General features: G+C 71.8%; 13 protein-coding genes. 5 read left to right on the forward strand and 8 right to left on the reverse strand.

Annotation, left to right across the window (positions count from 1 at the left end):
* Positions 1-2 precede the first annotated feature (2 nt).
* Both OP04_RS46860 and OP04_RS46865 read left to right on the forward strand, forming a co-directional pair.
* The gene (locus tag OP04_RS46860) at positions 3-887 is read left to right on the forward strand and encodes a TIGR03619 family F420-dependent LLM class oxidoreductase (RefSeq protein WP_033346559.1); all 885 of its coding nucleotides are present in this window, start codon (positions 3-5) and stop codon (positions 885-887) included.
* A gap of 5 nt (positions 888-892) precedes the next feature.
* The gene (locus OP04_RS46865; protein WP_063746893.1) at positions 893-1,543 is read left to right on the forward strand and encodes a hypothetical protein; all 651 of its coding nucleotides are present in this window, start codon (positions 893-895) and stop codon (positions 1,541-1,543) included.
* A 592-nt stretch (positions 1,544-2,135) separates the two neighbouring features.
* Here the strand turns inward: OP04_RS46865 and OP04_RS46870 are convergent.
* Positions 2,136-3,509, reverse strand: a complete 1,374-nt coding sequence (locus OP04_RS46870; protein ID WP_051800144.1) for an MFS transporter — start codon at positions 3,507-3,509, stop codon at positions 2,136-2,138.
* Positions 3,510-3,645: 136 nt separating this feature from the next.
* Here OP04_RS46870 and OP04_RS46875 point away from each other — a divergent pair, with 136 nt between their 5' ends.
* Positions 3,646-4,290, forward strand: coding sequence for a TetR/AcrR family transcriptional regulator (locus tag OP04_RS46875; protein WP_033346560.1), 645 nt, complete (start codon positions 3,646-3,648; stop codon positions 4,288-4,290).
* Between the two features lie 381 nt (positions 4,291-4,671).
* On the opposite strand, the gene sthA is transcribed toward OP04_RS46875, so the two are convergent.
* From sthA to OP04_RS46905, 6 genes are all read right to left on the reverse strand, one after another.
* On the reverse strand, positions 4,672-6,075 hold the full coding sequence (gene sthA / locus OP04_RS46880) for a Si-specific NAD(P)(+) transhydrogenase (RefSeq protein ID WP_033346561.1): 1,404 nt from the start codon (positions 6,073-6,075) through the stop codon (positions 4,672-4,674).
* Positions 6,076-6,114: 39 nt separating this feature from the next.
* Complete coding sequence (gene rdgB / locus OP04_RS46885; protein WP_033346562.1) at positions 6,115-6,723, reverse strand: RdgB/HAM1 family non-canonical purine NTP pyrophosphatase; 609 nt, start codon at positions 6,721-6,723, stop codon at positions 6,115-6,117.
* Positions 6,720-7,451 (reverse strand): ribonuclease PH, encoded by a 732-nt coding sequence (gene rph, locus OP04_RS46890; RefSeq protein WP_033346563.1) that lies wholly within the window; start codon positions 7,449-7,451, stop codon positions 6,720-6,722. Before rph ends, rdgB begins: the two co-directional genes overlap by 4 nt.
* 10 nt (positions 7,452-7,461) lie before the next feature.
* Positions 7,462-8,598 (reverse strand): glycosyltransferase, encoded by a 1,137-nt coding sequence (locus OP04_RS46895; RefSeq protein WP_198154295.1) that lies wholly within the window; start codon positions 8,596-8,598, stop codon positions 7,462-7,464.
* Between the two features lie 103 nt (positions 8,599-8,701).
* Positions 8,702-9,847, reverse strand: a complete 1,146-nt coding sequence (locus OP04_RS46900; RefSeq protein WP_033346564.1) for a glycosyltransferase family 4 protein — start codon at positions 9,845-9,847, stop codon at positions 8,702-8,704.
* 87 nt (positions 9,848-9,934) lie between these two features.
* Positions 9,935-10,681 (reverse strand): MBL fold metallo-hydrolase, encoded by a 747-nt coding sequence (locus tag OP04_RS46905; RefSeq protein WP_033346565.1) that lies wholly within the window; start codon positions 10,679-10,681, stop codon positions 9,935-9,937.
* A 274-nt stretch (positions 10,682-10,955) separates the two neighbouring features.
* On the opposite strand from OP04_RS46905, the gene OP04_RS46910 reads away from it, so the two are divergent.
* On the forward strand, positions 10,956-11,351 hold the full coding sequence (locus OP04_RS46910; RefSeq protein ID WP_051800145.1) for a hypothetical protein: 396 nt from the start codon (positions 10,956-10,958) through the stop codon (positions 11,349-11,351).
* A 3-nt stretch (positions 11,352-11,354) separates the two neighbouring features.
* Here OP04_RS46910 and OP04_RS46915 read toward each other — a convergent pair whose 3' ends face one another.
* Positions 11,355-11,930 carry a TetR/AcrR family transcriptional regulator gene (locus tag OP04_RS46915; RefSeq protein WP_033346574.1) on the reverse strand — a complete coding sequence of 192 codons (576 nt, stop codon included), beginning with the start codon at positions 11,928-11,930 and terminating at the stop codon, positions 11,355-11,357.
* A 35-nt stretch (positions 11,931-11,965) separates the two neighbouring features.
* Between OP04_RS46915 and OP04_RS46920 the strand changes: the two genes are divergently transcribed.
* On the forward strand, positions 11,966-13,201 hold the full coding sequence (locus OP04_RS46920; protein WP_198154292.1) for an oxidoreductase: 1,236 nt from the start codon (positions 11,966-11,968) through the stop codon (positions 13,199-13,201).
* Positions 13,202-13,228 lie beyond the last annotated feature (27 nt).

Raw genomic sequence — 13,228 nt, forward strand, 5'->3', positions numbered from 1 at the left:
GCGTGGCGATCACCCTCGGCATCAACCTTCCGCAGACCGGCAACTACGACCTGACGCGGGACACCGTCACCGCGGCCCGCGCGTTCGAGGAGATCGGGTACGACAGCCTCTGGGCGTTCGAGCGCGTGCTCGCACCGGTCGACCAGTCCGGACCGCACGGCATGTGGGGCCTGCCGGACGTGCCCTGGCCCGCGCGGTACGAGATGACCACGGACCCGCTGATCACGCTCGCGCTGGCCGCGGCCGTCACCACCCGCCCGCAGCTGGGCACCGGCGTGCTGATCGCGCCGCTGCACGTACCCGCGCGGCTGGCCAAATCCCTGGCGAGCCTGGACGTGGCCAGCAACGGCCGGCTGATCGCGGGCCTCGGCACCGGCTGGTCGATCGACGAGTACGACGCGGTCGCGCCCCGGCCGATCGCCGAGCGCGGCGCCGCACTCGACGAGTTCCTGCAGGTCGCGGCCGCTGTCTGGGGCCCGGACCCGGTCGAGTTCGCGAACGAGCGCTGGCGGATCAGCCCGTCCCGGATCAACCCGAAGCCGGTCCGGAAGATCCCGGTCTACCTGGGCGGCCGTGGCCCGGCCGCGCTGCGCCGCATCGCCCGGCACGCCGACGGCTGGCTGCCCACGAACATGCCGGCTCACGAGGTGGGTGCCACGCTCGCCCGGCTCCGCGAGATGGCCACGGACGACCGCACCCTCGACGTGATCTTCCAGCTCTCCGTGACCGAGTACGACCTGCCACGGCTCGTCGACACCGTGGGCGCGCTCGCCGACGCCGGCGTCGGCCACGTCTACGCGACCATCCCGGCGCTGCTCAGCTCCGTGGACGCGGTGATCGACCGGGCCGCCGAGTTCCACACCGCGGTGCGCAAGGCCGGGCTGTAACCACGGTGGAGGCGCTGGTCTGGTACGCCGCGTACGGCTCGAACATGCACGCGGCCAGGCTGGGTTACTACCTCAAGGGCGGGCAGCCACCGGGCGGGCGGCGCACCTACCCGGGCTGCCGCGACCCGTCGCCCCCGCGTCGTACCGCCGGTGCCATGCTCCCCGGCGGCATCTACTTCGCCGGCGAGTCCCCCGCCTGGACCGGCGGGGCCGCGTTCTACGACCGGCACCTGCCCGGCGCCGCGGCCGCCCGCGCCTACCTGCTGACGGTCTCGCAGTTCTCCGACATCGCCACCCAGGAGATGTACCGCCCGCCCGGCACGGACCTCGACCTGACCCCGCTGTGGGCCCACGGCCACCTGCGCCTGGGCGACGGCCGCTACGAGACGCTGGTCCACGCCGGCGACCGCGACGGCCACCCGGTCATCACGTTCACCGCGCCCTGGTCCGCCCACGACGCGGTCCTCAACACGCCCGCCCCGCGCTACCTCGAAATGATCTCCAGCGGCCTGCACGAGGCGCACACCTGGAGCCAACCCGAGATCGCCACCTACCTGTCCGCCCGACCCGGCGTGACCCAGCCCGTCCCGGAACTGACCGCCCTCGCCGCACGCGGCATCTCACTCGGCATGCTCATCACCCCCGAAAACCCTTGAAAGCGATTTTCCCGCTTCCGACGTAGTACGGGCCCGTGTGCTCCCGCGGGCAAACCTCCGGAGATCGGAAGACTCCGCCGGCGCTCCGCTTCCGGCCTCCGATCGGAGCCGGTCCCGCCGCGCCAGGGCAACACCACGCCGGACCGGCGCCACGGATCAGAGCCGGTCCCGCCGTGCCAGGGCAACACCACGCCGGACCGGCGCCGCGGATCACTCCCGGAATCCGCCCGGCAACTCGGAAGGTCCAGCGACCTCAACCCGACGCGCGGGCTCACAAGCCGTGCCGTGAGCTTCGTGGTACCCGCAGCTCGGGCACTTCGCGCCCGATATTTCGTACTATGTCGTCGCTGCTGGCCACAGCCGCACCGACTGATCGAGCTAGTACACATGGCCTCCAGCAGCATGACGACCACGTGTGCGCCTCCCTGGGCAAGGCGGTCCGTCTCGCGGCCTGCCGGGGTAACCGGATCGTGGTGTGCCGGGCCACGGCGGAACCGGCTCCTCGCGTCGTGCGGAGCGCCAGCGGAGCCCGGCGCGAGGTTTGCCCGCGGGAGCAACGCTGCCGCACCACGCCGGAAGCGGCGGACAAGGGTCAGACGTCGGCTGCGGCGGGCGCCACCATCTCGGTCGTGCCGGGGCGAAGGTGGAGCGGGCCGCTGCGGAAGGTGGTGGCGGAGACGGCGGCGCAGAGGAGGAAGAAGCCGGCGGACCACCAGAAGATCGTGCGGTAGACGTCGTCGGCGGCGGAGATCGCGACGGAGGTGAGCAGCGCGGTTCCGGCGGCGCCCCCGATCTGCTGGGCCGTATTGATCATGGCGGAGGCGACGCCGGCGTCGTGGGGCGGGACGGCGGCGGTGGCCGCGTTCTGGGTGGGCGAGAAGATCATGCCGAGGCCGAGACCGACGACGACCATGCCGGGCAGCACGCCGGTCAGGTAGGTCGAGTCCGGGGCGAGGCGGGTCAGATAGACCATGCCGGCGGCGGCGATCAGCGCGCCGGCGGTGACGACCGGGCGCGGGCCGAAGCGCGGGGTGAGGCGCCGGCCGCTGGTGACGGCCGTGAGCATGATGCCGACGATCATCGGAAGGAAGGCGAGGCCGGTGCGGACGGCGGAGAAGCCGAGCGTGCCGACCAGGTAGTACGTGACGAAGAGGAACATGCCGAACATGCCGGCGCCGGCGATTCCGACGGAGAGGTAGGCGCCGCCGCGGTTGCGGTCGAGCACCACGCGCAGCGGCAGGAGCGGGTGGGCGGCCCGGCGCTCGATCAGCACGAAGACGACCAGGATCGCCAGGCCGGCCGGCGCGAAGGCATAGGACTTCTCGCCGAGTCCGTAGACCAGCGCCACCAGTCCGGCGACGGCGGCCAGCACGCCGGGCCAGTCCAGCCGTCCCCCGCGGATCCCCGGCACGTCAGCCAGCTTGAGCACGGCCCCGGCAATCCCGGCGGCCGCGAAGATCAGGTTGACGTAGAGGCACCAGCGCCACGACGCGTACTCGGTCAGCGCGCCACCGAGCAACAGCCCCACCGCGGTCCCGGAGCCGGTGACCGCGCCGAAGATGCCGAACGCCCTGCCCCGCTCGCGGGGATCGGTGAACGTGACCGACAGCAGCGAGAGCGCGGCCGGGGCCACCATCGCGGCGAACACGCCCTGCGACACCCGCGCGGCGATCAGCACCTCGATGCCGGTCGCGGCGCCGCCGAGCGCGGAGGCGGCGGCGAACCCGGCGAAGCCGATCAGCAGCATCCGCTTCCGCCCGAACGAGTCGGACAGCCGGCCGCCGAGCAGGAGCAGGCTGCCGAACGCCAGCCCGTACCCGGTCACCACCCACTGCCGGCCCGCGTCGGAGAAGCCGAGATCAGCCTGCATGGCGGGGAGCGCGATGTTCACGATCGTCGCGTCCAGCGCCACCATGAGCTGCCCTGTGGCGAGCACGGCGAGCGCCCACCATCGTCCGTTCCTCATCGTTACCTCACGTCGTCCGCGTCACGGAGTGTCCGTGACGCCAGCGACGCTAGGCCCGAAGTTGAGACGGTGTCTCCGCTTTGTCGACCGCATCACAGAAATCGGAGAGGCAACCTCCACTTGTTAGGCTGCACGCATGATCCAGCCCGAACGGCCGCTGCGGCGCGACGCCCAGGCGAACCGGCAACGTGTCATCGAGGCCGCGCGCGAGGTGTTCGCCGCGCGCGGGCTGGCCGCCACGCTCGACGACGTGGCGCATCACGCCGGCGTCGGCGTCGGCACGGTCTATCGGCGTTTCCCCAGCAAGGAGGCGCTGGCCGCGGTCGCGCTGGACGCGCAGCTGGAGGAGCACGTCGCGGCCATCGAGACCACGCTGTCCGCGCCGACCGGCTGGGACGGACTGGTCCGCTTCCTGACCCGCGCGGCCGACCTGCACGCCGTCGACCGCGGCGTGCGCGACATCGCGCTGAGCGCGGACTTCGGCGCCCGCTACTTCGACCGGATCCGCGACCGGATCTTCCCGGTGGTCCAGCAGCTGGTCGCCCGCGCGCACGACGAGGGATCACTACGTCGCGACGTCACCGCGGGCGACATCCCGCTGCTGCTCACCATGATCAGCGAGGTCGCGCACCACGGCGGGCGGCACGCACGCTACCTACAATTGATCATCGACGGCATGCGCGCGGGCCCGGCCACCGGCGACCTCGGACCGCCGATGACCTCCGCCGACGTCGACAATCTCCTCCGGCGATGGCTCCCGGGCAGCCCGCAGAAAACCTGAAAAATCTAGATATTCCCGCTTTCGCGGTGGTTGCGGTCCGCATGCTCCCGCGGGCACCGGTCGTCGCTGGCGCTCCTCCCTGCCGGTTTCGCCGTGCTCACGGAAACCCGCTGGTCCCGGCCATGCCCGGCAGGCGCGGCGCAGCCCGCCTCGTTCGCGCGGGTGGAACGGGCGGTCCCGGCCCATGCCCGGCAGGCGCGACGCAGCCCGCCTCGTTCGCGCGAGTGAACCCGCCGGTCACGGCCATGCCCGGCAGGCGCGGCAGCGCCGGCTCACCAGCGCCGCGGCGGCGGGCCGGCGCAGCGCGATCGGCCCAGGGAAGCGATCGAGCGCGCGAAAGGGCGGCCGACCTGTGTCGACCGCCCTTTCGCACGATCTTGCTCAGGTCGCGATGCGGTGGATGTGGCGCGTCTTGTTCATCGCGTCGAGCGCGGCGACCTTGTAGCTCTCGGCCAGCGTCGGGTAGTTGAACACCGCGTCCACCAGGTAGTCGACCGTGCCGTTGCAGCCCATCACGGTCTGGCCGATGTGGACCAGCTCGGTGGCGCCGGTGCCGAAGACGTGCACGCCGAGCAGCTTGCCGTCGTCCGGCGAGACCAGGAGCTTGAGCATGCCGTACGAGTCGCCGATGATCTGGCCGCGGGCGAGCTCGCGGTACCGCGCGATGCCCACCTCGAACGGGATGCGCGCCTCGGTGAGCTCGTCCTCGGTGCGCCCGACGAAGCTGATCTCCGGGATCGTGTAGATGCCGATCGGCTGGAGTTTCTGCATGTCACGCGCGGGTTCGCCGCACGCGTGGTGCGCGGCGAGCCGGCCCTGCTCCATGGACGTGGACGCGAGCGCGGGGAAGCCGATGATGTCGCCGACCGCGTAGATGTGGTCGACGGAGGTCTGGTAGTTCTCGTTGACCTCTATGCGGCCGCGCGGGTCCGCCGCGAGCCCGGCGCTCTCCAGGTTGATCTCGCTGCCGAGGCCCTGGCGGCCGGCCGAGAACACCACGGTGTCCGCGCCGATCCGTTTGCCGGACTCCAGCATGGCGATGGCGCCGCGCGGATGCCGCTCGACGGACGCCACGGTCTCGCCGAACCGGAACGTGACGGCCAGGTCCCGCAGGTGATATTTCAGGCTCTCGATGATCTCGAGGTCGCAGAACTCCAGCATGCGGTCGCGGCGCTCGACCACGGTGACCTTCGTGCCGAGCGCGGCGAACATCGACGCGTACTCGATGCCGATCACGCCGGCGCCGACCACGATCATCGAGTTCGGCACGTGCTCAAGGTTGATGATGCCGTCCGAGTCGATGATCGTCCGGTCGTCGAAGTCGACGGTGTCCGGGCGGGCCGGCTTGGTGCCGACCGCGACGATGATCTTCTCGGCCGTCACCTTGGTCTCGCGGCCGCCGTCGTCGTCCACCGAGACCGTGTGCTCGTCGAAGAAGCGACCGGTGCCGACCAGCAGCCGGACGCGGTTGCGCTGCAGTTGGCTGCGGATCACCTCGACCTCGCGGCCGATCACGTGCGACGTGCGCGCGCTCAGGTCCGCCACCGTGATGTCGTCCTTGACCCGGTAGTCGCGGCCGTAGACCTCGCGCTGACTGAGGCCGGTCAGATAGACGACGGCCTCACGCAGCGTCTTGGACGGAATGGTGCCCGTGTTGATGCACACGCCACCGATCATGTTGCGTCGCTCGACAATGGCGACCCGTCGATCCAGTTTCGCCGCAGCGATCGCGGCCTTCTGCCCGCTCGGGCCCGAACCCAGCACCAGCACGTCGAAGTCGTACACGGAACTCATTGTGCACTGAACTGGTTACCAAATGGGTCCTTAGCCCAATTCCTTCGCGATGACCTTCGCCAGCGCGCGGAACGCCTTGCCACGGTGGCTGATCGCGTTCTTCTCGTCCGGCGTGAGCTCCGCGTTCGTCTTCTGCTGGCCCTCGGCCACGAAGACCGGGTCGTAACCGAACCCGCCCTCGCCGCGCGGCGCGCGCAGCAGCCGGCCGGTCATCCGGCCGTCGACCAGGTGCTCCTTGCCGCCGGGCAGGACCAGCGCGGCCGCGCAGACGAACGCGGCGCCGCGGTGCTGCTCCGGCACGTCGGAGGTCTGGGCGAGCACCAGGTCGGTGTTGGCCTTGTCGTCGCCGTGCGTGCCGGACCAGCGCGCGCTGAACACGCCGGGCATGCCGGAGAGCGCATCCACGGCCAGGCCGGAGTCGTCCGCGACCGTGGGCAGGCCGGTGTGCCGGACCCCCTCGCGCGCCTTGATCAACGCGTTCTCGCCGAACGTCAGGCCGGACTCGGGCACCTCGAGGTACTCCGCGACCGCGTCCAGGCCGACGAGCTGGATCCGGCTGGCGCCGAGCGCGGCGTCCAGGATGTCCTGCAGCTCGGTGAGCTTCTTCGTGTTCCGCGTGGCCAGCAGCAGTTTCGTCATGCCAGGAGTGCCTTCCGCTGAGCCTCGGCCAGGTCGGCGCAACCGGCCACGCCGAGGTCGAGCAGCGCGTCCAGCTGGGACCGTCCGAAGACGGTCGCCTCGCCGGTGCCCTGGACCTCGACGAAGTCGCCCTCGCCGGTACAGACGATGTTCATGTCCACATCGGCCGCCACGTCCTCGGTGTAGCACAGGTCGAGGCGCGGCTCGCCGCCGATCAGGCCCACGCTGATCGCGGAGACGGACCGGTTGACCACCTTCTCGACCGTACGGCCGCCGAGCATTTTCTTGCCCGACATCCAGGTGACCGCGTCGTGCAGTGCCACGTAGGCGCCGGTGATCGCGGCCGTGCGGGTGCCGCCGTCCGCGTTGAGCACGTCGCAGTCGAGCACGATCGAGTTCTCGCCGAGCGCCTTGAGGTCGATGCAGGCGCGCAGGCTGCGCCCGATCAGGCGGGAGATCTCGTGGGTGCGGCCGCCGATGCGCCCCTTCACGCTCTCCCGGTCGGACCGGGAGTTGGTGGCGCGGGGCAGCATCGCGTACTCAGCCGTCACCCAGCCGAGACCGGAGCCCTTCCGCCAGCGCGGGACGCCCTCGGTGACGCTGGCGGTGCAGAGCACCCGGGTGGCGCCGAATTCGACCAGCACCGACCCTTCCGGATTCGGGCTCCAGTGACGGGCGAGGGTCACCGGTCGGAGCTGGTCGGTCGTTCTGCCATCGGGACGAGCCATGGCGGAAAGCCTATGCGCTGGCCTTATCCGTCTGCTCGCGGGTGGCCGCATTATGGGCGCGGAGGAATCCGTCGATGGCTGCGGGCCAGCCGAACTGCTCGGCGCGGGCCCGCGCGGCCAGCCTGCGCTCCGCCTCGGGGCGCTCCAGGAGCGCGCTGACGCCGTCCGCGAACGCCTCTCCGGTGCCGGCCACGGCCACGCCGGCGTCGCCGACCACCTCGGGCAGCGCGCTGGCCGCGTTGACCACGACCGGCGTGCCGCAGGCGAGCGCCTCCAGCGCGGCCAGGCCGAACGTCTCCACCGGGCCGGGCGCGATCGCCACGTCCGCGCTGGCCAGGAGCCCGGCGACGGTGGTGCGGTCGTTGATGAACCCGGCGAACCGGACCGGCAGCCGGGCCGCCTTGTACGCCAGCGCGGCGCGTCGCGGTCCGTCGCCGACCACCACGAGCGACGCCTTCACGCCGGACGCGAGCAGCTTGGCGAGCGCGTCGATGGCCAGCTCCGGGCGCTTCTCCGGGGACAGCCGGCTGCAGTGCACCAGCAGCGCCTCGTCGTCGCGCGCGAACCTCGCCCGTACCGCCGGATCGTGGTGTTTGGGGGTGAAGGCGTCCAGATCCACGCCGAGCGGGACCTCGAGCAGGTTCGCCGTGCCGATGCGGCGGAACTCCGCGGCGGCCCAGCCGGTGGTGCACACGATCGTGTCGAACTGCCGGGCGGTCTTCGCGTTCAGCAGGTCGGCAGCGCGACCGCCGACGCGGGACGGCACACCCCACACGTTCAGCAGACCGGCCAGGCTCTCGTGCGAAACCATGATCGACGGTACGCCGTGCGCCTTCGCCCAGTCCCCGGTCCAGCGCAGCGTGCTGCGGTCGGACACCTCCAGCCGGTCCGGCTTCAGCTCCTCCAGCACGCGGCCGAGCCGCCGGTGACCGAGCATCAGCCGATATCCGCCGGTCCGCGGCACCATGGTGCCGGGCAGCGTGACGACCCGCCCGTAGGACGTCATCTCGTCGCTCGCCTTCGCGCCGGGGACGACCAGGATCGGCTCGTGGCCGGCGTCCCGATAGCCCTCGCCGAGGTTGCGCAACGCGGTGCGCAGGCCTCCGGAGCGGGACATGACGAAGTTCGCGAGCCGGACGATGCGCAGGCCGTGCGGCGGCGGAGACATCGGCTCCGACGCCGCGCGCTGGCCGGGAATCGGCACCGGGTGAACCTCCAGGTCAGGGCTAACGTGCAGTGTGGACACGCGGTCAGGCCGCCAGCCGCACGGGCGCCGGCACACCGCGTCCGGTGACCACGGCAGCGTAATGCCCGAGGAGCTCGTCGCCAATCGCCGCCCAGCTTCGGCGGGCCACCGCGGCCCGTGCGGCACGGCCGAACTCGGTGCGCCGCTCGTCGTCCGCCACGAGGCCCGCGACGGCGTCGGCCAGCGCGGACTCGTCGCACGGCGGCACCAGCACGCCGGTCACGTCCGGCTTGACCAGGTCCACCGGGCCGCCGACCGCGGGCGCGACGACCGGCAGGCCGGACGCCATCGCCTCCTGCACGGTCTGGCCGAACGTCTCGTACGGCCCCGTGTGCGCGAAAATGTCCATGCTGGCGTAAAGCCGGGCGAGTTGCTCGCCGTGCCGCGCGCCGAGGAACAGCGCGTCCGGCACCGCCTTCTCCAGCTCCTTGCGGGCCGGTCCGTCGCCGACGATGACGACCTTGACGCCGGGCAGCCGGCTGGTCCGGGCGAGCAGGTCGACGCGCTTCTCGACGGCGAGGCGGCCGACGTACCCGACGATCAGCTCGCCGTTCGGCGCCAGCGTGTGCCGGACCAGCTCGGAGCGGTGGCCGGGGCGGAACCGCTCGACGTCGACGCCGCGCCGCCAGAGCCACACGCGGGACACGCCGTGCGCGATGAGCGCCTCGGCGGAGGCGGTGGAGGGCGCGAGCGTACGGTCGGCGGCGTTGTGGATGGTTCTGATCCACTTCCAGGCCGTGGTCTCGCCCCAGCCCAGCTTGTAGTGGCGGGCGTAGGCGGCCACGTCGGTCTGGTAGACCGCGACGGTCGGCAGGTCGCGCTGGACGGCCAGCACGGAGCCGCGTCCGCCGAGGAAGAACGGGCTGGCCAGGTGGACCACATCGGGCTGGTGCGCGTCCAGCGCCTCGGCGATCCTGGGCACCGGCAGGCCGAGCCGGAAGTCCTTGTAGCCGAGCATCGGAAAGCTCGGGATCCGTACCACCGGATAGTCGGTGGCGGGCACGATCCGGCGGTTCGTCATCGAGGGGGTGGGCGCGATGACGAGCGGCTCGTGTCCCTGGCTGACGAGATGCTCCGCTACGCGCACGACGGAGTGCGCGACGCCGTTGACGTCCGGCAGGAACGACTCCGTGATGATCGCGATACGCATGGGCTCACCGTGAGGTCACGGTGGGTGCGGAAGGCGACAGCCGGTTGTCCGGACGGCGAACTCTGGCGCAAGAAACGCCATTGCGATCTATACGTCGTACCGCGCACCCGGGCGGACGATCTCGACCTCTCCGCTGAACGCGGACTTGGCCGCCTCCTCGGTGAGCGCCTCGCTGCCCCACGCGTTGACCAGGTGGGTCAGCAGCAGCCGGCCGACGCCGGCCTTGTCCGCGGTCTCGCCCGCCTCGCGGCCGGTGAGGTGCAGGTCGGGCGGGTTGTCGACGCCGTCGAGGTAGCTGGCCTCGCACAGGAACACGTCCGCCCCCTGGGCCAGCCGCAGCAGCGCGTCGCACGGCGCGGTGTCCGACGAGTACGCCAGGACGCGGCCCTCGTGCTCGACGCGCACGCCGTACGTCTCTATCGGGTGGTTGACGCGGTCGACGGTCACCGAGAACGGGCCGATCGGGAACGTGCCCGGCTGCAGGCTGTAGAACGTGTAGACGTCGTCGACCGGGCCCTCGTCCAGGCTGTACGCGGTGGCGATCCGGTCCGGAGCGCCGTCCGGCGCGTAGACCGGCAGCGGCGGCAGCGGGCCGTCCGGCGCGTATCGGCGGGCCACCACGTAGGTGCAGGCGTCCAGCACGTGGTCGCAGTGCAGGTGGCTGATCAGGATCGCGTTCACCGAGTGCAGGCCGGCGTAGCGCTGCAGCGCGCTCATCGAGCCGGAGCCGAAGTCGATCAGCAGGTTGAAGCCGTCGGCCGAGAGCAGGTATGCGGAACAGGCCGACTCGGGACCGGGGAAACTGCCGGCACAGCCAAGCACGGTCAATCGCATTCTGCTACCCCGTTGTCACGCTGCGCTGTCGACGAACACCCGATTCCACCCTCGCCGGAGATCGTCCGCCGAGAATCCACCACGCTGCGCAGCCTACGCCGTGACCAGTGCGGCACAGAAAGGTCTGATCGAACTTGTCACGAACGTGACAACGGATTGCGATAAGCGCACCGAGCACCTCCTCGTTACGCGGCGTGCGCATGCAGCGTTGCACAGGGTAAGGAGTCTCCCCCCGGCACGGCCACCCGCACAACCCGCGATCGGAGAACGACACGTGCCTGACGCTCCCACCACCGGCTGGCTCCCGATGTTCACGGAGACGACCGATCTACCTGCTCAGCGCCGCGAGCCGATCACCGGCCGGCCGTTCCGCATGCCCGCCGAGACCGACCCGGAGCCGTCCTCACGCCGGCTGCTGGCCATGTCCTGCTGGGCCGGGACGCTCGGCGTGCTCGGTCTCGCGGTCGCGATCCGCAGCCTGGCCGCGATCTTCGCCGGCGTCGCGCCCAGCTGGTACGAACCGGCCATCGTGGCCACCGGTGTGACCGGGATCGCATTCACGGTCGGCGCCTTCGCCTCGATCCACCGCCGGCACCTGCCCTGGGCGATGCTCACGCTGGCCACGTTCCCGCTCTCCGCCGCGATGGCGGCCACGGCGGTCGCGTTCTGATCCTCAGGCGATGGTGGCGCGCACCACGCGCTCCACAAAGGCATCGTCCGTCTCGCCCGGCGCGGGGTGGACGGTGCCGTCCACCAGCAGCGCACTGAGCCCCGAGGTCAGCGCCATCACCCCGACGACCAGCGCATCCTCGCCCGGCCCGCGCCCCTCCGTCGCCTTCTCTCCGGATCCGCGCAGCACCGTGACCGTGGCGGACCGGACCTCGTTCATCGCCGCGGCCGCCACCGGCCGGGAGCTGCACACATGCCCGGTCATCAGCCGGAACGCCTGCGGCCGCTCGCGCGCGAACCGCACCCCCTCCCGGACCACCGCGACCAGTCGATCCCGCAGGGTCTCGCCGGTCAGCCCCTCGATCCGGCCGCGCAGGTCCGCGCACCCGTCCGCCGCGAGCGCGGCCAGCAGGTCGTCCTTGTCCGCGTAGTGCCGGTAGGGCGCGTTCGGCGAGACCCCCGCGGCCCTGGCCACGGCGCGCAGCGACAGCCGATCCGCACCACCGGCCTCCAGCAGCTCCAGCCCCGCGGTCCGTAGTGCCGCGGCCAGATCGCCGTGGTGGTAGGTGCTCCGCTCCATGTTGACACCATACACATGGCGCGAGTATGTATGCAGTGCACACATTCCTCTTCGTCACGGAGGCCCGGATGACCGACCCCGGCACACCGCTGCACCTCGCGCACGGCCCCGCGCTGCCGAACCGGATCGCCAAGGCCGCGATGGAGGAACTCCTGGCCGAGCCCGGCCACCTGCCCGGACAGCGCCTCGAACGGCTCTACCGGCGCTGGTCCGCCGGCGGCGCCGGGCTCCTGATCACCGGGCACGTGATGGTCACCGCGCAGGCCATGGCCGATCCCCGCGACGTCCTCCTGGAGCACGGCACGCCGCTCGCCCCCTTCCGCCGCTGGGCCGCGGCCGCCCACGACGGCGGCGCACGCGCCTGGATGCAGATCAACCATCCCGGGCGGGTCATCCCCGGCATCGCGCAGACCTGGTCCGCCTCCGACGTGCGCGTCGACGCCGGCCGCTGGTCCCGCCTCTACGCCCGTCCGACCCCCATGACCAGAACAGATCTCGTGGGTACGGTCGAGAGCTTCGCCACCACGGCCGCGCTGGCCCGGGAGGCCGGCTTCGACGGCGTCGAGATCCACGCCGCCCACGGCTATCTGCTCAGCCAGTTCCTGTCGCCGCTGACGAACCTGCGTACCGACGAGTGGGGTGGCCCGTTGACCAACCGGGCGCGCCTGCTGCTCGACGTGGTCGACGCCGTCCGCACCCGCGTCGGCGACGACTTCACCGTGGCCGTAAAGATCAACACGGCGGACTTCCAGCGCGGCGGCTTCGACGAGCAGGACGCCCGCACGGTCGTCGGCCTGCTCGCCTCCCACGGCGTGGACCTGGCCGAACTCTCCGGCGGCTCGATCGAGAGCCTCGCCGTGAACGGCTTCCCCGCCGACGGCCGCACCCTCGCCCGCGAAGCCTTCTTCCTGGACACCGCCGCCACCATCCTGGCCGCGCCGCCCCTCCCCGTCATGGTCACCGGCGGCATCCGTCGCCGCGCCGCGATCCAGCAGGTCCTCGACGCCGGCGCCGCGGTAGCCGGCGTCGCCACCGCACTGGCCGCCGACCCGTCGGCCCCGCACCGCTGGCTGTCCGGCGAGGACGCCGAGACCCTCACCCCACCCGTCCGCTGGCGCGACAAGACGCTCTCCGCCGCCGCCTCCCAGGCCCTCACCCACCACCGCCTGGCCGAGTACGCCCGCGGCGCCACCACCCCCTGCGCTCGCGGCCCCCTCCACGCCCTGGCCGCCGACCGCCTCCCCACCCTCTTCCCCACCCGCCGCCGCTGACCCGCCACCCACTCCCCTCCACACCCC

The sequence above is a fragment of the Catenuloplanes japonicus genome, from assembly GCF_000717135.1.
GTDB lineage: Bacteria > Actinomycetota > Actinomycetes > Mycobacteriales > Micromonosporaceae > Catenuloplanes > Catenuloplanes japonicus.